Annotated in this window: 22 protein-coding genes; 6 read left to right on the top strand and 16 right to left on the bottom strand. The window is 63.0% G+C overall.

Annotated elements, in window-relative coordinates; genetic code table 11:
- The coding region (locus tag B7X49_RS17035) for a hypothetical protein (RefSeq protein WP_286704813.1) at window positions 1-274 on the top strand (274 nt) is incomplete at its 5' end.
- Between the two features lie 185 nt (window positions 275-459).
- On the opposite strand, the gene B7X49_RS17030 is transcribed toward B7X49_RS17035, so the two are convergent.
- From B7X49_RS17030 to B7X49_RS17005, 6 genes are all read right to left on the bottom strand, one after another.
- Complete coding sequence (locus tag B7X49_RS17030; RefSeq protein WP_029313900.1) at window positions 460-1,242, bottom strand: succinate dehydrogenase iron-sulfur subunit; 783 nt, start codon at window positions 1,240-1,242, stop codon at window positions 460-462.
- Window positions 1,243-1,258: 16 nt separating this feature from the next.
- On the bottom strand, window positions 1,259-3,070 hold the full coding sequence (sdhA, locus tag B7X49_RS17025) for a succinate dehydrogenase flavoprotein subunit (protein WP_286704814.1): 1,812 nt from the start codon (window positions 3,068-3,070) through the stop codon (window positions 1,259-1,261).
- A gap of 19 nt (window positions 3,071-3,089) precedes the next feature.
- Complete coding sequence (gene sdhD / locus B7X49_RS17020; protein WP_029313897.1) at window positions 3,090-3,458, bottom strand: succinate dehydrogenase, hydrophobic membrane anchor protein; 369 nt, start codon at window positions 3,456-3,458, stop codon at window positions 3,090-3,092.
- 32 nt (window positions 3,459-3,490) lie between these two features.
- Window positions 3,491-3,934 (bottom strand): succinate dehydrogenase, cytochrome b556 subunit, encoded by a 444-nt coding sequence (gene sdhC, locus B7X49_RS17015; protein WP_029313895.1) that lies wholly within the window; start codon window positions 3,932-3,934, stop codon window positions 3,491-3,493.
- A gap of 153 nt (window positions 3,935-4,087) precedes the next feature.
- Window positions 4,088-4,726, bottom strand: a complete 639-nt coding sequence (locus B7X49_RS17010; RefSeq protein WP_286704815.1) for a methyltransferase — start codon at window positions 4,724-4,726, stop codon at window positions 4,088-4,090.
- Window positions 4,723-5,607, bottom strand: coding sequence for a UbiA family prenyltransferase (locus B7X49_RS17005; RefSeq protein WP_286840340.1), 885 nt, complete (start codon window positions 5,605-5,607; stop codon window positions 4,723-4,725). The genes B7X49_RS17010 and B7X49_RS17005 overlap by 4 nt, the downstream gene beginning before the upstream one ends.
- Between B7X49_RS17005 and B7X49_RS17000 the strand changes: the two genes are divergently transcribed.
- On the top strand, window positions 5,594-6,310 hold the full coding sequence (locus B7X49_RS17000; RefSeq protein WP_286704817.1) for a 16S rRNA (uracil(1498)-N(3))-methyltransferase: 717 nt from the start codon (window positions 5,594-5,596) through the stop codon (window positions 6,308-6,310). The genes B7X49_RS17005 and B7X49_RS17000 overlap by 14 nt on opposite strands.
- A 31-nt stretch (window positions 6,311-6,341) precedes the next feature.
- Window positions 6,342-7,703 (top strand): glutamate--cysteine ligase, encoded by a 1,362-nt coding sequence (locus tag B7X49_RS16995; RefSeq protein ID WP_286704818.1) that lies wholly within the window; start codon window positions 6,342-6,344, stop codon window positions 7,701-7,703.
- 55 nt (window positions 7,704-7,758) lie between these two features.
- On the opposite strand, the gene B7X49_RS16990 is transcribed toward B7X49_RS16995, so the two are convergent.
- Complete coding sequence (locus B7X49_RS16990) at window positions 7,759-9,060, bottom strand: adenosylmethionine--8-amino-7-oxononanoate transaminase (protein ID WP_286704819.1); 1,302 nt, start codon at window positions 9,058-9,060, stop codon at window positions 7,759-7,761.
- Between the two features lie 3 nt (window positions 9,061-9,063).
- Window positions 9,064-10,038 (bottom strand): biotin synthase BioB, encoded by a 975-nt coding sequence (gene bioB, locus B7X49_RS16985; protein ID WP_029313888.1) that lies wholly within the window; start codon window positions 10,036-10,038, stop codon window positions 9,064-9,066.
- Window positions 10,039-10,288: 250 nt separating this feature from the next.
- On the opposite strand from bioB, the gene B7X49_RS16980 reads away from it, so the two are divergent.
- Window positions 10,289-11,431: an aminotransferase class I/II-fold pyridoxal phosphate-dependent enzyme gene (locus B7X49_RS16980; protein WP_286704820.1), complete on the top strand. Its 1,143-nt coding sequence runs from the start codon at window positions 10,289-10,291 to the stop codon at window positions 11,429-11,431.
- A complete protein-coding gene (bioD, locus tag B7X49_RS16975) occupies window positions 11,428-12,078 on the top strand; it encodes a dethiobiotin synthase (RefSeq protein WP_286704821.1) in 651 nt (216 codons plus the stop codon). The genes B7X49_RS16980 and bioD overlap by 4 nt, the downstream gene beginning before the upstream one ends.
- Here the strand turns inward: bioD and B7X49_RS16970 are convergent.
- From B7X49_RS16970 to B7X49_RS16950, 5 genes are all read right to left on the bottom strand, one after another.
- Window positions 12,068-13,267 carry a lipase family protein gene (locus B7X49_RS16970; RefSeq protein WP_286840336.1) on the bottom strand — a complete coding sequence of 400 codons (1,200 nt, stop codon included), beginning with the start codon at window positions 13,265-13,267 and terminating at the stop codon, window positions 12,068-12,070. The two genes, bioD and B7X49_RS16970, sit on opposite strands and share 11 nt — an antisense overlap.
- Window positions 13,268-13,528: 261 nt before the next feature.
- Window positions 13,529-14,395, bottom strand: coding sequence for a phosphatidylcholine/phosphatidylserine synthase (locus tag B7X49_RS16965; RefSeq protein ID WP_029314248.1), 867 nt, complete (start codon window positions 14,393-14,395; stop codon window positions 13,529-13,531).
- Entirely contained in the window at window positions 14,392-15,072 is a 681-nt protein-coding gene (locus B7X49_RS16960; RefSeq protein WP_408735579.1) for a phosphatidylserine decarboxylase, read from the bottom strand. The genes B7X49_RS16965 and B7X49_RS16960 overlap by 4 nt, the downstream gene beginning before the upstream one ends.
- Before the next feature lie 132 nt (window positions 15,073-15,204).
- On the bottom strand, window positions 15,205-15,558 hold the full coding sequence (locus B7X49_RS16955) for a class I SAM-dependent methyltransferase (protein WP_286704823.1): 354 nt from the start codon (window positions 15,556-15,558) through the stop codon (window positions 15,205-15,207).
- A gap of 104 nt (window positions 15,559-15,662) precedes the next feature.
- Window positions 15,663-16,067, bottom strand: coding sequence for a hypothetical protein (locus B7X49_RS16950; protein ID WP_286704824.1), 405 nt, complete (start codon window positions 16,065-16,067; stop codon window positions 15,663-15,665).
- 151 nt (window positions 16,068-16,218) lie between these two features.
- Between B7X49_RS16950 and B7X49_RS16945 the strand changes: the two genes are divergently transcribed.
- Window positions 16,219-16,839, top strand: a complete 621-nt coding sequence (locus tag B7X49_RS16945; RefSeq protein WP_286704825.1) for a glutathione S-transferase family protein — start codon at window positions 16,219-16,221, stop codon at window positions 16,837-16,839.
- A gap of 310 nt (window positions 16,840-17,149) precedes the next feature.
- Here the strand turns inward: B7X49_RS16945 and B7X49_RS16940 are convergent, their stop codons facing one another.
- From B7X49_RS16940 to B7X49_RS16930, 3 genes are all read right to left on the bottom strand, one after another.
- A complete protein-coding gene (locus tag B7X49_RS16940) occupies window positions 17,150-18,130 on the bottom strand; it encodes a phosphoribosylaminoimidazolesuccinocarboxamide synthase (RefSeq protein ID WP_286704830.1) in 981 nt (326 codons plus the stop codon).
- 93 nt (window positions 18,131-18,223) lie between these two features.
- Window positions 18,224-18,775, bottom strand: a complete 552-nt coding sequence (locus tag B7X49_RS16935) for a GNAT family N-acetyltransferase (protein ID WP_286704826.1) — start codon at window positions 18,773-18,775, stop codon at window positions 18,224-18,226.
- Window positions 18,776-19,325: 550 nt separating this feature from the next.
- Entirely contained in the window at window positions 19,326-19,862 is a 537-nt protein-coding gene (locus tag B7X49_RS16930) for a DUF892 family protein (RefSeq protein ID WP_286704827.1), read from the bottom strand.
- Window positions 19,863-20,368 lie beyond the last annotated feature (506 nt).

Here is a 20,368-nt window from a genome sequence, read left to right as displayed (position 1 = left end):
CATCCTCCGCCCGCTCCACACCATGCTCGGCCTGCGCTACCCAGCCAGCATCAAACGCCCCAAATCGACCAAGCCCCGGCCCAAGCGCCCCCGCAAACCAAAGCGCCAGCCCAGCTTCATGGACCAATACAAAATCAACCCCGACGGCAGCATCGACTTCACGCCGGAACAACTCCACGAAATCCTCGGCCCGCCCCCACCGCCCGTGCCACCCTGGCACCAGCCGTTCATCCCCTCCTTCAACGTCAAAAAAATGTGGCGGAAGGGGCCGTAATTTCGCACGCCTAAATCGTTACGATAACGTAACGAAAAGCACAGAAAACAAGGGAAGTCCTTCTTTTTTGTGAACAAAAAAGAAGCAAAAAAAACTTTTTTAATTTGGGCCCGTGCCGGTGAAACCGCCCGTGCCCCAGGGTCGGAAAGTTTTTTGCTTCTTTTTTACAAAAAAGAAGCCTTCCCTTACCCCTGCCGCTCCACCATCAACTGCTTGATCTTCCCAATCGCCTTCGCAGGATTGAGTCCCTTCGGGCAGGTCTGCGTACAATTCATGATCGTATGGCACCGATAGAGCTTGAACGGATCTTCCAGCGCATCCAGCCGTTTGCCGGTGTTCTCATCCCGCGAATCCGCAATCCACCGATAAGCCGCCATCAGTACCGCCGGCCCAAGATAGCGATCGCCATTCCACCAATAGGACGGGCACGACGTCGTGCAGCAGAAGCAAAGAATGCACTCCCACAACCCATCGATATCGGCGCGTTCCTCGATACTCTGCAGCCGCTCACCATCCGGCGGGGCAGGGGTCTCGGACTGCAACCACGGCTCGATCGAGCGATATTGCGCATAAGCCTGCGTCAGGTCGGGCACCAGATCCTTGACCACGGCCATATGCGGCAGCGGGTTGATCTTCACGTCGGCCTTCACCTCATCGATCGGCTTGAGGCACGCGAGCGTATTGGTGCCGTCGATGTTCATCGCGCACGAACCGCAAATACCCTCACGGCAGGAGCGGCGGAACGTCAGGGTCGGGTCGATCTCATTCTTGATCTTGATCAGCGCATCCAGCACCATCGGCCCGCACTGATCGAGGTCGATTTCATAGGTGTCGGTATGCGGATTGCCGGCATCATCCGGGTTCCAGCGATAGACCTGAAAGTTTTTCACGCGCGTCGCCCCGGGCGCCGCCTTGTGGGTGGTACCGGCAGTGACGCGGCTGTTCTTCGGAAGGGTCAGTTCGGCCATGGTTCGGAACCTCTGATCAGTAAACGCGCTTCTTGGGCGGAAACACCGAGACATCGTTGGTCATCGTCTGCATCCGCACCGGCCGGTAATCGAGCGAAACCGCACCATCCGGCGTGCAATGCGCCAGGCTGTGCTTCATCCACTCCGCATCGTCACGCTCGGAATAATCGTCATGGGCATGGGCACCACGGCTTTCGTGCCGCGCCTCCGCCGAGACCATGGTGGTGATCGCGTTGCCCATCAGATTATGCAGCTCGAGCGCTTCCATCAGGTCCGAATTCCAGATCATGCCGCGATCATTGACCGTAATGTCCTTCATGCCGTGCCAGATGGTCGACATCTTATCGACACCCTCCTTGAGCGTCTTCGAATTGCGGAACACCGCGGCATGGTTCTGCATCGTGCGCTGCATATTGTCGCGCAGCGCCGCCACATTGGTGCCGCCCTTCGCGTGACGCGTCGCATCCAGCCGGTCGAGCGAAGCTTCACCCGCACGCGGCGGCAGATTGGCCTGCGACGCACCAGGGGTAACGATCTTCGCCGCCTGATGCGCCGCCGCACGGCCGAACACCACCAGGTCGAGCAGCGAATTGGTGCCAAGCCGGTTGGCGCCATGCACCGAAACGCACGCAGCCTCGCCCACCGCCATCAGCCCAGGCACCACCGCATCAGGATCGCTGGCAGTCGGACGCAGCACTTCAGCGCGGAAATTCGTGGGAATCCCACCCATATTATAATGCACGGTCGGTAGCACCGGAATCGGCGCCTTTGTCACATCGACACCGGCAAACACCCGCGCGGTCTCGGAAATCCCCGGCAGCCGCTCGTGCAACTGCTCGGGCTTCAGCCCTTCGAGATGCAGCAGGATATGATCCTTGTTCGGCCCGCAGCCGCGCCCCTCCATGATCTCGATCGTCATCGAGCGCGAAACCACATCGCGCGAGGCAAGGTCCTTCGCCGTCGGCGCATAGCGCTCCATGAACCGCTCGCCCTCGGCATTGGTCAGATAGCCGCCTTCGCCGCGGGCACCCTCGGTGATCAGGCAGCCGGCCGGGAAAATACCGGTCGGGTGAAACTGCACGAACTCCATGTCCTGCATCGAAAGCCCAGCGCGCAACGCCATGCCACCGCCATCACCGGTGCAGGTATGGGCCGAGGTGCACGACAGATAGGCGCGGCCATACCCGCCGGTCGCCAGCACCACCAACTGCGCGCGGAACCGGTGGATCGTGCCGTCCTCCAGGCACCAGGCCATCACGCCGCGGCACGCACCCTCGTCGTCCATGATCAGGTCGGTCGCAAAATACTCGACAAAGAATTCCACATCCTGCTTCAGGCTCTGCTGATACAGCGTGTGCAGAATCGCATGCCCCGTGCGGTCGGCGGCAGCACAGGCGCGCGGCACCGGTGCGGCGCCGAATTCCTTCATATGGCCGCCGAACGGGCGTTGGTAGATCTTGCCATCCTCGGTGCGACTGAACGGGACACCGAAATGCTCAAGCTCGTAAATCGCGGGAATCGCCTCGCGGCACATGTATTCGATCGCGTCCTGATCGCCCAGCCAGTCCGAGCCCTTGACGGTGTCATACATGTGCCAACGCCAATCGTCCGGCTCCATGTTGCCGAGCGCGGCACCAATGCCACCCTGTGCGGCCACGGTATGGCTGCGCGTGGGGAACACCTTGGTGATGCAGGCAGTTTTCAGCCCGGCCTGGCCCATGCCGAGGGTGGCGCGCAGACCGGACCCGCCGGCACCGACCACGAGCACGTCATAGGTATGGTCGATGATGGTGTAGGCCCCGAGCGATGGCTTCGACATGGCATTCATGGTTCTTTACCCTGCAGGATCAGAAAATCAGTTTCAGCACCGAGACCAGCGCGAGCAGGCCGAACAGCGTCACGGCTGCGCGCATCGCCAGCACGGCGGTGAGGCGTCTGGCCTCACTATGGATGTAGTCCTCGATCACGACCTGCAAACCCAGCTGCAAATGATAGAACAGGGCTGCAATCAGCGCGATGAACAGCACGCCGTTCCAGGGTTCCGCCATATAGCGCAGCATCGCCGCCTGATCCGCCCCTTCGAGCAGAAACACCGACAGCACGAAATACAGCGACAGCGGCAGCAGCGCCATCGCGGTCAGCCGCTGCGCCCACCAATGCCCCAGGCCGGATTTCGCCGAACCCATGCCGCGCGCCCGCCCCAGCGGCGAGCGCATGATCTTGATCGCCTGATCGGATCGCGGCGCGCTCACAGGATCACCAGCCCGATGATCCAGAACACCACCGTCAACCCCGCACTCGCAACCAGAACCGCATAGCCGGTCCGGTGCATCGTCGGCAGGTCGAACCCATAGCCGGCATCCCACAGCAAATGCCGGACGCCGTTACAAAAATGGTAGAACAGCGCGAGCGTGAAGCCAAACAAGATCAGCATGCCGACAATCGAATCGAGCAGCGATTGTGCAAGCGCGAACGCACCCGGCGAGGTCGCGGCCGCCGCCAGCCAAAGCGACAGCAGCACCGCCCCGAGCGACAGAGCCACACCGGTAATCCGATGAAAAATCGACAAGGCCGAGGAAATCTGCGGCTTATAGACCTGCAAATGCGGCGATAACGGTCGCTGGACGAGGGTTCCGGCGGTATTGCGGCCCTGCATCAGGGCTTCACGCACATCTGGCACGACGATCACCATTCGTTGTCGATTGTTGAAAAAACATATCGAAATGCTGCACTTGCTTACTGCCCGAGGTGGTGAGGGTCAACCGCACGTCAATGTCGCAGGGCACCGTTAAGAAAGCGTTTCTTTTTGGAAAAACAGCGGTAGAAAACTTCCGCCACGCGCACATCACGTGATGCGATATAAAATTGTCTCGCGCATCGTCCGGCTTTCCAGTTCCGCCGTCGTGGCAATCTCATAGCGGGCGAATGCCGCCAGACCCTCGCGCGGCACATAGGCGCGGCCCGGATCGGCGATCCAAACCTCGCCACGCGCCGCACATGCGCGCAGCCAGGGCCAGATATGCCGCGTCATCGGGGCTTCGTAACAGATATCGCCGCACATGATCACATCGGCATCCCGCACCGACCCGGTCGCATCGCCGATTTCAACGGCGATATCCGCCCCGTTCGCCCGCGCGTTCAGCGCCATCGCCGCCCCCGCCATCGGGTCGATCTCGATCGCGGTCACCGCGGCCGCCCCCGCCATCCACGCGGCAATCCCCGCCAGCCCGGACCCGGCGGCGAAATCGATCACCCGCTTGCCGCGCACCAGCTCGGGATGATCGAGGCAATGCCGCGCCAGCGCGATCGAGCCCGGCCACGCAAACGCCCAATACGGCGGTGCGATGCCGGTTTCCGCCAGAAACGCCTCGGTCGCCTGCCAGATCGGCGTAATCTCGGTCGCCAGATGCAGCCTGATTTCCGGGATCAGCTCCGGTGCCGCAAGGCAGGTCGAGCGGCGGATGAAATCCTCCGGATCGGTCATCGCCCGAGCAAAAGGGCAAGCGCCACCAGCAGGCCGACATCGCGGTTCAACTTGAACAGGGCAAGGCAGCGCACCGGATCATCGATATCGAGCCGCACGATCTGCCAGGCCAGCAGCGCCGCCGGCGCCGCCAGCGCAACGATGCCGAGCGGGCGCAACCCCGCGATGATGAACGCAACCAGCAACAAACCGATCGCACCGCCATAGCAGACAATCAAAAACCGCCGCGTGTCAGCGCCGAATTTCAACGCGGTCGATTTGATCCCGGCCATCGCATCATCCTCGCGATCCTGATGCGCGTAGATCGTATCATACCCCAGAATCCACAAAATTGTCGCGGCGTAGAGCGGCAGCACCGGCCAGTCGAGACTGCCGTGCGCCGCCGCATAGCCCATCGGCGCGCCCCACCCGAAGGTGAAGCCCAGCATCATCTGCGGCCAGAACGTCACCCGCTTGGCAGCCGGATACAGCGCCACGAGCACCAGCGACATCACACCGAGAATTTGCGCCGTCCGATCGAGCAGCAACGCCTGCGGCACCGAAAGCGCGCCGGAGGCGAGCGGCCGCCCCGCCGTCCGCGCCACCAGACGATCCAGCTTGCGGTCCCATAAATCATTCACCGTGCACCCGGCGGCGCGCATCACCGCCGCCCCGATCGCGAACAGCACGATCAGATACAGGCTGAACCAAACCCCCGCGCCGGCCAGCAGAATGCTCCACAGCCCCGGCAGAAACAGCAGCCAGATGCCGATCGGCCGATCCAGCCGGGCCAGCAGCGCAAACGGCCGCAGCCTGGCGGGCAACCGCGCGATCCAGCCCGTCGGGCGGATATCGGTAAATCCCTGATCTGCTGGTAAAGCGTTCGGCATGGCTTCGATCATCCGCCTTCATGTTCCGCTGAAACTGGCAACCGGTGCGGTGATTGGCACAAACCCGGCCCAGGCGCACTACCTCGGCACGGTGATGCGCCGGCGCGCCGGCGATACCCTCCGCCTCTTCAACGGCGCGGATGGCGAGTTCGATGGCGTGATCGAGCGGATCAACCGCCACGGCGCCGATGTGGCACTCGGCGCACAAACCCGCACCCCCGCGCCGGAGCCCGATTGCTGGCTCGCCTTCGCCCCGGTCAAGCGCGACGCGACCGATCTGATCATCGAAAAAGCCACCGAACTCGGCGTCGCCGCCATCTACCCGGTGTTCACCGCCCATAGCCAGACCGCGCGCATCAATCGCGAGCGGCTCACCGCCATCGCCACCGAAGCGGCCGAGCAATGCGAGCGCCTGCACGTGCCGCCGGTGCACGAACCGCGCGACCTCGCGCAATTCCTCGCCGATTTCCCGCCCGATCGCCGCCTGTTCGTCGCCGCCGAACGCAGCACCGCCCCACCTCTGGTCGCGATCCCGCATTTGCAACCCCACGCCCTGCTGGTCGGCCCCGAAGGCGGGTTTGCACCGGCGGAACTTGACGGCATGGTCCGGCATGGGTTTGTTACGCTGGTTTCGCTCGGGCCGCGCATTCTGCGCGCCGAGACCGCCGCCATTGCCGGACTTGCGCGCCTGCTCGCCGCACCGGATCAGGGTTGAGATCGTGCAGAGTTGAGATCAGGAGACGTGCTTGTCTAACCCCGGAGAGGCCGATGCGACGGCAATTACCCAAACCAGCCAGCTTGCCGCCTGGTTCGCGGCTGGCTGTAAACCCGCGTCCGAATTTCGGATCGGCACCGAACACGAAAGCTTCGGCTTCACCCTGAACGGCCAGCACCCGCCCCGCTACGAGGGCGGCATCCGCGAATTGCTCGACATGATCGGCGCCGATGAAGGCCTGACACCCATCCTCGATCGCGGCAACCCGATCGGCCTGACGGGTCGGAATTTCTCGATCTCGCTGGAACCGGGCGGCCAGTTCGAGCTGTCCGGCGGCATCGTCGCCTCGCTGCACGAAACCAAGGCCGAGATCGATGCGCATATCGCGCGCATCCACCGCGTCGCACCGAAGCTCGGCCTCGGCTTCGCACCGCTCGGCTTTCACCCGACCGGCACCCGCGCCGATTTCGACTGGATGCCGAAAGGCCGCTACGCCATCATGCGCGCCTACATGCCCCGCGTCGGCACCCGCGGGTTCGACATGATGCTGCGCACCTGCACGGTGCAGGCCAATCTCGATTTCGCCTCCGAAGCCGACATGGTCCGCAAAATGCGGGTCGGCTACGCCCTGCAACCGCTCGCCACCGCCCTGTTCGCCAACGGCCCGTTCCGCGAAGGCAAGCCCGACGGCATGCTATCGAACCGCGCCTACACCTGGCTCGATACCGACAACGCACGCTCCGGCATTCCCCGCGCGGTGTTCGAGGACGGCTTCGGCTTCGAGCGCTATGCCGACTATCTGCTCGATGTGCCGATGTATTTCGTCTACCGCGACGGGCGCTATATCGACGTCTCCGGCCGCTCCTTCCGCGATTTCATGGCGGGCCGGCTCGCCGGGTTCGAAGGCCAGACCCCCACGATCGGCGATTTCGCCGATCACGCGACCACCGCATTCCCCGATGTCCGGCTCAAACGCTTCATCGAAACCCGCGGTGCGGACAGCGGCAACCCCGCCATGCTGCTGGCCCAGCCGGCCTTCTGGACCGGACTGTTCTACGACGATGCCGCCCTCGAAGCCGCCTGCGAACTGATCCGCGACATCGACTACGACACGCTGATCACGCTGCGCAACGAGGTGCCGCGCGCCGGCCTCGACATCAAACTCGGCAAAGGCACGCTGCGCGATCTCGGGCGCGATGCCGTCGCCATCGCCGCCGAAGGCCTGCGGGCGCGCGCGCAATTCAACGCGGCCGGCGAGGACGAACGCATCTACCTCGCCCCCCTGCAAGCCATCACCGAAGGCGAACCCACCCAGGCGGAATACTGGCTGGGCCGCTACCTCGGCGCCTGGCACGGCGATGTCACCCGCATTTTCGCCGAGGCGGCGTTGTGATCGGGGGCGGTGAGAAAGCAAGGGTTCTTTTTTGAAAAAAAGAACCAAAAAACTTTTATGAATTTGGGGCTGTGCCGGTTTTAATGGCGGTGGTTGAATTCACGACGTTCACCACCGCCTGGCACAGATCACTTAACTGACCCGGATCGATCGTCAGCGCCGGCGTCAGATAAACAATATCGCGGAACGGCCGCACCCAGACACCGTGCCGGATGAACGCGGCGCGCAACGCCGCCGGATCATCGATCCGCTCAAGCTGCACCACGCCGATCGCGCCCATCACCCGCACATCGACTACCCCGGGCAGCGCCCGGCACGGCGCGAGCCCGGTACGCAGCGCCGCCTCGATCGCGGCGGCCTGCGCCAGCCTCGGTTCGGTCTCGAACAGGTCGAGCGAGGCATTGGCGGCGGCACAACCCAGCGGATTGGCCATGAAAGTGGGGCCGTGCATCAGCGCATGGCCGGGATTGTCCGATAAAAACGCCTCGAACAGCGCATCGGCCACAATCGTCGCCGCCAGCGGCGAGGTCCCGCCGGTCAGCGCCTTCGACAGCGTGATGATATCGGGCACCACCCCCGCCTGCTGCCAGGCGAACATTGTCCCGGTCCGCCCGAACCCGGTGAAAATCTCATCGAATATCAAGGTCAGCCCGTAATGATCGGCGGTCGCCCGCAAATGGCGCAGCGTCGCGGCATCGTTGAACACCATGCCGCCGGCCCCCTGCACCAGCGGCTCGACGATGATCCCGGCCAGCGTTCCCGCGTGCGCCTCGACAATCAGGTTGAACGCCGCGCGCGACGCCGCATCTCGCGGCAGCGGCGCGATCACCTGCTCGGCCAGCATCCCGGCAAACAGCGCGTGCATGCCTTCCTCGGGATCGCAGATCGCCATGGTCGCAAACGTGTCGCCATGATAGCCGCCGTGAAACGCAACGAATTTGGTGCGATCGCGCGCGCCCCGGTTAAGCCGCGCCTGCACCGCGATCTTCATCGCCACCTCGACCGCGACCGAGCCGGAATCGGTGAAAAACACCCGGTTCAACCCGTCCGGCAGCAACCCCGCCAGCCGCGCGGCAAGCCGATAGGCCGGCTCATGCGCCAGCCCGCCGAACATCACATGCGGCATCGCCTCGAGCTGGGCCGCCACCGCCGCGCGGATGTGCGGATGGTTATAGCCGTGGCAGGCGGTCCACCAGGAGGCGATGCCATCGATCAGGATGCGCCCATCCGCAAGCTGGATCTCGCTGCCGCTGGTCCGCACCACCGGCATCGGCAGCGGCGCCGTCCGCATCTGGGCATAGGGCAGCCAGACGTGGTTCCACCCGGTGGTCAGCCAGTCGGGATCAGTGACATCCATGCTTCAGGCTTGCCGGTTCATACCCAGTTTCGCAAACAACGCGTTATCGCGTGCCACCGCCGGGTTGCTGGTGGTCAGCAGCGTGTCGCCATAAAAAATCGAATTCGCACCCGCCAGAAAGCACAGCGCCTGCGCCTCGTCGGAAAGCTGCTCCCGCCCGGCCGAGAGCCGCACGTAGGATTTCGGCATCGCGATCCGCGCCGCCGCAATGGTGCGCACGAACTCGATCGGATCGATCGGCGCCGTCTCGCCCAGCGCGGTCCCCTTCACCGCAACCAGCGCATTGATCGGCACCGATTCCGGATACGGGTCCAGATCCGCCAGCGCCGCCAGCAGCCCGGCGCGATCATTCAGGTCTTCGCCCATGCCGATGATCCCGCCGCAACACACATTGATCCCGGCATCCCGCACCGCGGCCAGCGTATCCAGCCGGTCCTGATAGACCCGCGTGGTGATGATGCGGCCGTAAAACTCGGGCGAGGTATCCAGATTATGGTTGTAATAATCGAGCCCGGCGGTTTTCAGCCGCTCCGCCTGATCCGGCCGCAGCATCCCCAGCGTGACGCAGGTTTCCATCCCCAGCGCCTTCACCCCGGCGACCATCGCGGCGACCCGGTCCAGATCATGATCCTTCGGCGACCGCCACGCCGCCCCCATGCAGAACCGCTGCGCGCCGGCATCGCGCGCGCGCTTCGCCGCTTCGAGCACCGGTTCCAGCTCCATCAGCTTCGAGGCCGGCACCCCGGCATCGAAACCGGCCGACTGTGGGCAATAGCCGCAATCCTCCGGGCAGCCGCCGGTCTTGATCGAGAGCAGCGTGGAAATCTGCACCTCGGTCGGGTCGAAATGCTGCCGATGCACGCTCTGCGCCTGAAACATCAGTTCAGGCAGCGGCAAGGCGAGCATCGCCGCGATCCGCGCCCGCGTGGCGGATGGCGTGGCCGGTTGGGTGGTTGATGGTTCGAGCGTCAGGGACATCGATCTCTCCGAATTGCCGCTATGGCCGGAATTGGTGATAAACCGGGGCGGGGATGACGGGAAGGGTTTTAAGCGTGAGTCAGGGAAGGGTAGGGAAAGGCTTCTTTTTTGAAAAAAAGAAGCAAAAAACTTTCATAATCGGGGGCGCGGGCGTTTTCCCAAGCAACGCCCCCACGACCAAAAGTTTTTTTGCTTCTTTTTTTACAAAAAAAGAAGTGCTTCCTTCACCTTCGCTTTGGCCCCCAAACCCATGACCACCACCCTGGACCATTTCGCCACCACCAAACTGGCATCGCTCGACGCCGCATCCCTCCGCCGGCGCATCAGCCCGATCACCCGCTGCCCCAACGCCATCGCCCTGCGTGACGGGCAGCGCCTGATCTCGTTTTCCTGCAACGACTATCTCAACCTGTCCCAGCACCCCGATGTCATCGCCGCCTCGGTCGCCGCCACGCAGCGCTACGGCGTCGGCGCCGGCGCCTCGCGGCTCGTCACCGGTGATCACCCGCTCTACCGCACGCTGGAACGCCGCCTGGCCGACCTCAAAACCACGGCGGATGCCGTCGTGTTCGGCTCGGGCTACCTCGCCAACATCGGCATCATCCCGGCCCTGGTCGGCGCGGGCGATGCCGTGTTCATCGACGAACTGGCCCACGCCTGCATCTGGGCCGGCGCCAAACTCTCCGGCGCCGCGGTGCTACCGTTCCGCCATAACGATGTCGCCCATCTGGCCCATCTGCTCGCCGCGCACCCATGGCGCCACGCCATCATCGCAACCGACGGCGTCTTCTCGATGGATGGCGACCGCGCCCCGATCGCGGCGCTCGCCACAATCGCGTCCACCCACGGCGCCTGGCTGATGACCGATGACGCCCACGGCATCGGCGTGCTCAACGCCGGCCGCGGCACGGCGCACGGCACCGCAGTTCCCCTCCAGATGGGCACGCTCTCGAAAGCGGTCGGCGGCTACGGCGGCTATCTCTGCGCCTCCGCTGCGGTCTGCGACCTGATCCGCAACCGCGCGCGCAGCTTCATCTATACCACCGGCCTGCCGCCCGGCGTGGTCGCGGCGGCGATCGCATCGCTCGACCTGATCGCGACCGACCCCGATCTCTGCGCCCGCCCGCTCCGCCACGCCCGCCACTTCACCGATGCTCTCGGCCTGCCCGCCGCCCAAAGCCCGATCGTGCCGCTCATCCTCGGTGCGGCCGAAACCGCCCTGGCCGCCCAGGCCAGCCTCGCCGCCGCAGGGTTCCTCGTCACCGCGATCAGGCCGCCCACCGTGCCAGACGGCACCGCCCGCCTCCGCTTCGCCTTCACCGCCGGCCACCACGAAGCCGATATCGAACGTCTTGCCAACCACGTCCGCACCTCCATCATGATCGCAGCATGACCCAGTTCTTCATCACCGGCACCGGCACCGACATCGGCAAAACCCACATCGCCGCCGCCATGCTCCGCCATTGGCGCGGCCAGGGCATCAAGGCCTGGGCGCTCAAACCGGTCGCCAGCGGCTACCAACCGGCCCGCTCCGCCGCCAGCGACGCCGGCACGCTGCTCGCCGCCATGGGGCAAATGACCAGCGATGCCGTGGTCGCGAAAATCTGCCCCTGGCGCTTCCCCGATCCGCTCTCGCCCGACATGGCCGCCGCCCGTGCGGGCAAAACCATCCCGTTCGACGCCCTGCTCGCTTTCTGCCGCACGGAAATGTCGAAATCCGCCGCCCCCCTCCTGATCGAAGGCGTCGGCGGCGCCATGGTCCCGCTCGATGACCGTCACACCGTGCGCGACTGGATGGCAGAACTCGGCCTGCCCGCCATCATTGTCGCCGGCGGCTACCTCGGCGCCATCAGCCACACCCTCTGCACCATCGAGGCGCTCCGCGCCCGCAACATCCCGATCGCCATGGTCATCCTCAACCCGATCGGCGATCTCCCCGTCCCGCCCGCCGAAACCATGGCCGCCCTGATCCGCCACGGCGCCGGCCCGGTCATCGTGTTCGACACGCAAGACTGGCGCGATTGGCTCGTCAGTCTTTAACCACCACCGAACGCGGGCACGTATCCGGCGCCGCCGCCCCGGCAAACCGCCCCGCGAACCACGCCGCCACCAGCTTCGCGGACCGATACCCCGCGAACACATGGCCAACCCCCTTCAGCTTCAGATAATCCACCCGGTCCCCCATCGCACACGCGCGCCGATCGAACGCATCGGTATACCGCGGATACACCGTGTCATCCGCCGTCCCCTGCGTCAGCAACACCGGCGCCCCTTCCGGCGCATAACCCGGTGAATTCTCATGAAACAAGCGCGGCCATGGCCGCGTCACCATCGGATCATGCGCCAGAAACACCCGCTTCAGCGCCGCCCCGGCACGCTGCGCCAGCACATACTGCCCGACCGAATTGATGCACCGATCCGCCGCCCGCCGCACCAGCGCCACCGCCGCCGGCGCCACCACGCTCGTCATCGGCACATGATACCAGCGCGACCACGTGGCATACACATAAGACACCAATACCCGCCCGCTGTCGGACGTCGGCTTGCGCAACTCCGCCCCCAAATTACTCGGCGGCGCCGCCGCCGCAACCCCGACCAAATGAAGCTCCGGCGCATACGCCGCCGCATCCTGCCCGGCAAACAACGCCGCCTGCGCCCCCTGCGAATGCCCCCACACGCCATAATTCCGGCTCGCATCCGCCCCCGGCAACGCCCGCGCCGCCCGCACACTGTCGATCAGATCCGCCGCCTCCGCATCCCCGATCAAATACGGGTGCACACCAGCCACCCCCAACCCCTCATAATCCGTCGCCGTCACAATATCGCCCGCCCGTAAAAAACGCCGCAACCCCGGAATGCTCGCCCCCTCATCAAGACTGTCGAACACCTTGTTGCCCAACGAAGGCGCACACCCCGCCGCAACCCCCGTCGTCGGATGCGCCCAGGCAATCACATCCCGCCCACCCGGCGGCGCCGGCCCGCGTGGCACATAAATCACCCCCGAAACCGGCACGATCGCCCCACCCACCCCCGTCGAAGCATAAACCACCAACGTCGCAGTAGCCCCCACAGGCGCCGCCCCAAACGGCCGCGCCCGCAAAACCTGCCCCGGCCGCGCCCCCGAAACATCAACCCCACGATAAAACCCGCCAGGCCGCGGCATCGCACAAGCCGATAACCCCACCACCACCCCAACCAACCCCAAAAACCGCAGCAACCCAACCTCCATACCGAATGATCCCTGCGCTGGGATGTGGCGCTTGAAGCAAGGAAGGCCAGGGGCTCTGCCCCTGGACCCCGTTAAAGGCGGAGCCTTTAAAATCCATTAGTTTTAGGCAAGGGGAGGGCGACCCAGGGACGGAAAATCCGAGGCAGCGCCCTCCCCTTGCCTAAAACTAGCGGGTTCTAAGGGCTAAGCCCTTAGTGGGGGTCGAGGGGGCAAAGCCCCCCGCCTTCCTCACTTCACCCGCCACACCCCCAGCCCTAGGGATCACTCGGTCTCGGGTTGGAGGCGGGCTTCGGCTTCGGCTTGGAGGTGTTTGAAGCTACGTCGGCTGAACGGCAGCATCGCCAGATACGCAGCGGCCAGCAGCGCGAGCGCGAGCCACGGGTCGGCGAGCATGATGGCGGCGAACACCACGACCCCCAGCAGCAGCCACAGCACGAAGCTGGGCGGCACCTTGAAGTTTTTGAAGCTCCAGACAGGCAGGGTGGAGACGCACAGCAACGCGGTGCCCACCAGCACGATCGCACTCAGCGCCGGCGCGCGCGCCACATCCGCCAGCCAGGCGATATTATGTTCGGCCGCCTCAAGCCCAAGATAAATCGGCAACAGACTGAGTGCCGCACCCGCTGGCGCAGGCACGCCGGTAAAAAAATTCTGCGCGAACCGAAACGCGGGCAGGTGCCCGTCATCCGCGTGCGGCAACTCATCGAGTGCAGCATTGAACCGCGCCAGCCGCAGCGCCATGCTCGCGGTGAACATCAGCGACGGCAAATACCCAAACGCCCCCCACTGATCGAGCGACCACAGGAACAGCACGAGCGAAGGCGCCACCCCGAAACACAGAAAATCCGAAAGACTGTCGAACTCCGCCCCAAACCGCGAGGTCGCCTTCAACAGCCGCGCCAACCGCCCATCGAGCCCGTCGATCGCGCCCGCCACCGCAATCGCAATCACCGCCGCCCCGAACCGCCCATCGAGCGCGAACCGGATCGCGGTGAACCCCACGCACAGCCCCACCAGCGTCAGCAAATTCGGCAACATCCGGTTGAAGCTCAGCCCGCGCAGCCGCGGCCGGCGCGGCGGGCGGCGGCGCGGCAGCACGAAGCGGCGGGGCTTGAGCGCCTCGCTCATAACACCAGCGTCGTGCCCAGCGCCGCAATCACGGTCTCGCCGCCCACCATGCGCTGACCCACCGCAACCAGCGGCACGCTGCCCGGCGGCAAATACAAATCGGTCCGGCTGCCGAACCGGATAATCCCGAACCGCGCCCCCGTCGCCACCCGATCGCCCTCATGAATATCGCACAAAATCCGCCGCGCGATCAGCCCGGCGATTTGCACCACCGCAATCTCCGCGCCGCTATCAAGCCGGATGGCAATGGCATTGCGCTCATTGAGCTCCGATTCCTTCGCCGCCGCATTGGCGAACGTGCCATGCCGATACGCAATCCGCGTCACCATGCCCGCCATCGGCACCCGATTGACATGAACATCCAGCACCGAGAGAAAAATCGCCACTCGCGGCATCGCAACCGGCGGCAAACCAAGCTCCGCCGGCGGCACCGCCTGATCCACGATCACCACCCGCCCATCCGCTGGCGCCACCACCGCATCCGGCCGCGCCGGCATAACCCGCGCCGGATCACGAAAGAAAAACAGGCAGAACAACACAAAAGCCAGCCCGATCCACGCGAGCCACCCGGCCACGATCAAACCAACCACAAAAATCACGACGCCGCCGATAATGAACGGCAACCCCGCCCGATGCGGCGGAACCCAGGCAGACCGCAAACTGTCGATGATATCCATGAGCCGGTTATGGCGAGCGACTTGCCGTCGCGCAAGGATCGGCGGGTTGCGGCGCGAGGTTAAGCAAGCACTTCTTTTTTGGAAAAAAGAAGCAAAAAACTTTTTGACTCTGCGGCAGGGGCTGTTTCACGATCACGCGCCCTGCCTCCGCGCGAGCCATACCGTGCGCCCGCCGCCGGTCTGCCAATCCTCGACCGCGTGAGCAATCACCGCAAACCCAATCTCACCGACCATCCATTCATGCGCGGGCAGACGCTCACGACACAACGAAATCAGCGTCGGCGAAGCATCCACCCCGGTCACCAGCAATCCGCTCTCAGCCAGATATCGCCCAACCGGCATCCCCGACCCGCACCCCAAATCCAGCACGCGCGCCCCACCCCCCCGGCAACGCCGCCACAAACCGCTCATGCCACGGCCGATCGATCCACGGATGATCATCCGATCGATTCCGATCAGCATCCCAATCACGCGCATGGCGCTCATAAAGATCGATCACCCGATCGGCGAATTCATTCATCTCCGCACGTTAACAAAAGCACAGAAAGGCACGCAACAGCCAAGTCGAAATTAAAAATTTTGCAACAGATTCAACCTTCCTGAGGCCGCGTCACAACGGTAAATGTAGGGGGGCCAGCGGTGAGGACGTCCATGCATGCCCATCCTGTGACGAACAGATAGTGGGTTACCCTTCCTTCCGCTATTTTCCATGCGCTGGACTGGGAGTGAGCGAAAGCGGCACCTTCGATCCGATAGGCAAATTGCTCTGGGACAATACCTTCCGTTTCGGAATTATCTTCCTCGGTGCTGAGCGGCATCTCATCCAAAAGCCTTACAATGCATTGCTTATCGAATGACACCCGCAACAAATGAGCGTCGTCATCAGGCAAAATAAAGTCCGCAGTTATGCCGTTTGTTGCCCACTTAAAGGCAACAAGGTCGCTCCGGCTAGACTGGAGAGCCACGCCTATATCGATTGGTTCATAGCTGGGCATAAGTGCATACTCGCACGCGGCTTTATTTGAGAAAAGAAGCGACCCAATTAGTGCAAAAATCAAGACTTTTGGGATGAGGGAGTTACTGGTCAGGTCGCTCGGCAGCGCCTAAAACGCATCTGATCTGATACAAATCGACGAGGAGCCAACGATGCGCCTGCTATACACCGCAGGGTCTCCGTTTGCGCGCATGGTCCGGATTGCGCTGCTTGAGACCGGCCTGGATACGCTCGTAACAAAGCGAGAGTTAACGCGCGCGCAACTTTATTCGGCTGATTCGGAGGTCTTGGTGCTGAGCCCAATCGGGCGGGTTCCGGCATTGGAGTTGGATGACGGCACGGTCCTGACAGAAAGTTTGCTGATCCTGGACTACATCGACGTCCACACCCGCGGGCCGAAGCTGCTGCCCCGGAACGGGTCCGACGGTTGGCGAACGCTGGCCGAGATGGGCCAAGCTATGGGCCTGCTGGAAGGCATCACCACCTGGCTACGGGCTCTGCTCCTGCCCGAACCCGAACGCTCGGCGACTGTCATCGCGCGGGAGTCTTCGCGCGTGAACCGCGCAGCAGACGCGCTGGAGAGCGTCGTTGCCTGCGGCGCCTACTCAGGCCAGTTCAATACGGCGCAGATTGTTCTGGGCATCGCGTTGGGCCTGATCGAACCCCGGATGCCTGGGTGGAAATGGCGAGACGGGCGCCCTCATCTATCCCAGTGGTACGACGTAATCGCGGACCGACCTTCATTCCGAGCTACCGAGCCACCTGCCCTGTAGCGACAGGAGATGGTTACCTCTGATATTGCGGAGTGAGCTCCCGCACCCGCGACACGTGCGATACGACACTCAACCATCATGGCAAACCACAACATGCACCGATACTGTGCCACATGGAATCGTCAAGCGAAACAGTGCGGCACGTCTATTGGATCGGCGGCGACGGCGACAGCGGCAAATCGAGGGTCGCGCGCCGCCTCGCCGCACATCATGCTCCAAACCATCCCTTTATCTTGGGCTGAGTATTTCCACAGGATTACCGACGATCCCGTGCCCCTTAAATCGCGCCGGTCGCGAACATCCGGCACGCTCATAACCCATGGAACCCCCCAAGCGCCGCGATCACCCGCTCCTGCACCGGCGGCGCCGGCGGCGGCGGCTCGAACACGCGCCCGGTAATCCGCTCATACGCCTCCACATAGGTCAGCGCGGTCTTCCAGATCAGCGCCGGCGGGATCTCCGGAATATCATCCGCATACGGATCACATCGCGCCGCCACCCAGGCGCGGATCACGTCCTTATCGAAGCTGTCCGGCGCCTTGCCGGCGGCGAGACGCTCCCGATAGGTATCCGCCCGCCAGTAACGGCTGGAATCAGGGGTGTGGATCTCATCGGCAAGGCAGATGCTCCCGCCGGCATCGATGCCGAATTCATATTTCGTATCGGCAAGGATCAACCCCCGCGCCGCGGCCAGCGCCTGCCCCCGGGCGAACAGCGCGAGCGCGATTTCGCTGATCTTCCGCCATTGCGCTTCGCTCAGCAGCCCGCGCGTAAGGATCTCGTCGGCGGTCAGCGGCGCATCATGCGCGCCGTCGTCCGCCTTGCTGGTGGGGGTAATGATCGGCCGCTCCAGCACCTGATAATCGGCCAGGCCGTCTTGCAGCACCTGGCCATACATCTGCCGCCGCCCCGCCCGATACATCGTCAGGATCGAGGTGCTGGTGGTGCCCGCCAGATAACCCCGCACCACAATCTCAACCGGCAGAATCGCAAGCCGCCGGCCCACCACAATGTTCGGGTCCGGATAATCCAGCACATGGTTCGGGCAGATATCGGCCGTCTGCTCAAACGCCCAGCGGGCAACGCCGTTCAACACCTGCCCCTTGAACGGAATGCAGCACAGCACGCGATCGAACGCCGACAATCGGTCCGACGTCACCAGAATGCGCCGCCCATCCGGCAGATCATAATTATCGCGCACCTTGCCGCGGTACAGGCCCGGCAGGCGCGGCTCGATCGCGTCGCGCAGCACCTGGTGCGCGCTGGCAGACAATAGGGTTTCGTCGATCATCGACATGCTGGTCTCCCGATGTGGCGCCGCTATGATGCACCGCCACGCGCATCGACCCAACCCCCGCCGGCGCGCACCAGACTCGTTTATACGTTACGAATACAAATCATTGTGAAGCCACTCGGCTTGCAGGAGCGCATAAAGGAACTCGTCCTGCCAGCCGGCGGCATCCTGCCGACTTTGCCGGAAAATCCCTTCGCGACGCATGCCAATGCGCTCCATGAGTCGCCACGAGGCTATGTTACGCTGTTCACAGGCGGCGGTCAGCCGATGTAACTTCAGCTCTCGAAAGACAGAGCCGACAAACGCCCCAACGGCTTCTGTCGCGATACCCATCCGATGGTAGTCCGGATGCACAATCCAGCCGATATCGCCGTGGCTCGTCTTGGGAGACAGGAAAATGCCAACTTCACCGATCATCCTGCATTGCTGTCGATGCTCGATCGCCCGCATGAACCATCCACCGTCACCGGTCGGATCGAAATCAGCCTGTTTCGCAAGGAACTCACGCGCGTCATCCGTGCCCATCGGCTCGATCGCCCCGCCTTCGACGATGCTCGGATGATTGCGATACTCCAGAAACGCGGCGAGGTCAGTGGGTCGCGGCGCGCGAATGATCAAGCGTTCAGTAATAGCGTTCTTCATTCACGCGTCTTAGCTTCAAACTCCCGCTGAGCCAATGACGATGAAGCACGTACCCGTCTCCATGGCCGCACAAGCGTGTCCGGAAAACGGTTCCGTTCCGGACGGCCGTCGACTCGATAAGATGAAAAGTAGTGTGATCAGCCCACCAGTTTTTTAGTTGCAATATTATAACAATGTTAAATTTGTCTTAATGGATGAACGTGATCCAACCGCAAATCGTTGCTGGTTCCTTCAGGCCATCCGCTGTCCGCGCTCTTGCCGCATGACGATGGCGGCTAGAGTAAGGTGGCTATCACTTGATATCCACCAATCTAGCCGCACCATGGCGTGATCAGGGTGGGTATCCCTCGATACCCACCGATCCAATGGCACCGTACTCCGTACCGGACTGCAAAAGTGTTGGATAATTCAACCGAGTTGTGATCGATCAATCATCAGTGAAACCCATGGCAAGCGGTGATTGACGAGGCCACGGCCCAGCCGGCGCTCGGACGCCGGACGGTGCAAATCATCAAGCGCATAGTCGCCTGGTTCGGTCTGTCACGGCTGATCAATGACTGGCGACAATCCCGGCATCGGTCCGGTTGAGGAAAATAAGCGTGGTCTGCGCAATATGCTGGTCGATCCATTTTGCCATCGCTTCTTCTTCCGCAAGGCAGGCCTCTGCGGCCGCTTTGCCATGGGGGTCACCCAGCGCGTCGGCCATCGTGATCAATGTTTTGTAGGCGGCGATCTCGAAATGCTCGAATGCAAAGTTGGCGAGTGTGTTTTTAAGCACTTCGTCCGTGGCCGGTGCATGAATTGCCGCTGCAATGTTGCCACCCAGACCCAGGATCGCATCTTTGATCGTCGATGTGCCGGATTTTGCCCCCTCCGAATGCGACCGCAGAACGTCTTCCAACCGGGCGCGCTGCGTCTCCGATTCCGCGATATGTTGGCGCATGCGGGCTTCCATGTCCGGATAATGCTCGAGTCGCTCTACCTGGCGGCTCAGTAATTCGATAGCTTGAGTCTCCATCGCATGGGCATTTTGCAGTCCATCGACATAAACCAAAAGGGATTCATCACGATTCGCAAGATAAGACATTTTGATCTCCTATATCTAAACTGTGGATTGCTCGAAATTGATCTGCCCAAGTCAATCCAAGCGGATGTGTCGTTTTTTGGGGATGACGCTGGATGACCGCAAGATGGTCGTGCCGACCTGTGCGATGTTTAATCGTCGCAAGTTCGGTAATGACTTCAGCGGCGCAACGGCAGCACGCGGCACCGCTGTAAGCCCGAACTGAATGTGCTGTACCGATCATCCTGCCTGGACCAACCAACCCCACCCAAAACAACCAAAAGTTTTTTGCTTCTTTTTTACAAAAAAGAAGCGCTCGCTTTCCCTTCCCTGACTTTTTCCCTTTCTCACCCCCCACCCGCCATGGTTATGTGCGGTCATGATCTCGAACGCTCCCTTCATGCCCGCCGACCCGTCCGAGCGCTTCGCGGTGATCTTCCGCGCCCTGCAACGCTCCGTGGCCGACAACGGCTACCGACTGAAAATCCACGGCCCGCTCCTCGTCCTGATCTGGAACTACCTCAGCCGCC

Origin of the sequence: Acidiphilium sp. 34-64-41 (assembly GCF_002282635.1) — a bacterium.
GTDB lineage: Bacteria > Pseudomonadota > Alphaproteobacteria > Acetobacterales > Acetobacteraceae > Acidiphilium > Acidiphilium rubrum.
This window is presented reverse-complemented; position numbering and strand designations above follow the sequence as displayed.

What these genes read in the sequence shown, in the direction of transcription:
- B7X49_RS17030 (WP_029313900.1), bottom strand. Translation starts at nt 1,242, where the DNA reads ATGGCCGAACTGACCCTTCCGAAGAACAGCCGCGTCACTGCCGGTACC.
- sdhA (WP_286704814.1), bottom strand. Translation starts at nt 3,070, where the DNA reads ATGAATGCCATGTCGAAGCCATCGCTCGGGGCCTACACCATCATCGAC.
- sdhD (WP_029313897.1), bottom strand. Translation starts at nt 3,458, where the DNA reads ATGCGCTCGCCGCTGGGGCGGGCGCGCGGCATGGGTTCGGCGAAATCC.
- sdhC (WP_029313895.1), bottom strand. Translation starts at nt 3,934, where the DNA reads ATGGTGATCGTCGTGCCAGATGTGCGTGAAGCCCTGATGCAGGGCCGC.
- B7X49_RS17010 (WP_286704815.1), bottom strand. Translation starts at nt 4,726, where the DNA reads ATGACCGATCCGGAGGATTTCATCCGCCGCTCGACCTGCCTTGCGGCA.
- B7X49_RS17000 (WP_286704817.1), top strand. Translation starts at nt 5,594, where the DNA reads ATGGCTTCGATCATCCGCCTTCATGTTCCGCTGAAACTGGCAACCGGT.
- B7X49_RS17005 (WP_286840340.1), bottom strand. Translation starts at nt 5,607, where the DNA reads ATGATCGAAGCCATGCCGAACGCTTTACCAGCAGATCAGGGATTTACC.
- B7X49_RS16990 (WP_286704819.1), bottom strand. Translation starts at nt 9,060, where the DNA reads ATGGATGTCACTGATCCCGACTGGCTGACCACCGGGTGGAACCACGTC.
- bioB (WP_029313888.1), bottom strand. Translation starts at nt 10,038, where the DNA reads ATGTCCCTGACGCTCGAACCATCAACCACCCAACCGGCCACGCCATCC.
- B7X49_RS16980 (WP_286704820.1), top strand. Translation starts at nt 10,289, where the DNA reads ATGACCACCACCCTGGACCATTTCGCCACCACCAAACTGGCATCGCTC.
- bioD (WP_286704821.1), top strand. Translation starts at nt 11,428, where the DNA reads ATGACCCAGTTCTTCATCACCGGCACCGGCACCGACATCGGCAAAACC.
- B7X49_RS16970 (WP_286840336.1), bottom strand. Translation starts at nt 13,267, where the DNA reads ATGGAGGTTGGGTTGCTGCGGTTTTTGGGGTTGGTTGGGGTGGTGGTG.
- B7X49_RS16965 (WP_029314248.1), bottom strand. Translation starts at nt 14,395, where the DNA reads ATGAGCGAGGCGCTCAAGCCCCGCCGCTTCGTGCTGCCGCGCCGCCGC.
- B7X49_RS16960 (WP_408735579.1), bottom strand. Translation starts at nt 15,072, where the DNA reads ATGGATATCATCGACAGTTTGCGGTCTGCCTGGGTTCCGCCGCATCGG.
- B7X49_RS16955 (WP_286704823.1), bottom strand. Translation starts at nt 15,558, where the DNA reads ATGAGCGCCATGCGCGTGATTGGGATGCTGATCGGAATCGATCGGATG.
- B7X49_RS16950 (WP_286704824.1), bottom strand. Translation starts at nt 16,067, where the DNA reads ATGCCCAGCTATGAACCAATCGATATAGGCGTGGCTCTCCAGTCTAGC.
- B7X49_RS16945 (WP_286704825.1), top strand. Translation starts at nt 16,219, where the DNA reads ATGCGCCTGCTATACACCGCAGGGTCTCCGTTTGCGCGCATGGTCCGG.
- B7X49_RS16940 (WP_286704830.1), bottom strand. Translation starts at nt 18,130, where the DNA reads ATGATCGACGAAACCCTATTGTCTGCCAGCGCGCACCAGGTGCTGCGC.
- B7X49_RS16935 (WP_286704826.1), bottom strand. Translation starts at nt 18,775, where the DNA reads ATGAAGAACGCTATTACTGAACGCTTGATCATTCGCGCGCCGCGACCC.
- B7X49_RS16930 (WP_286704827.1), bottom strand. Translation starts at nt 19,862, where the DNA reads ATGTCTTATCTTGCGAATCGTGATGAATCCCTTTTGGTTTATGTCGAT.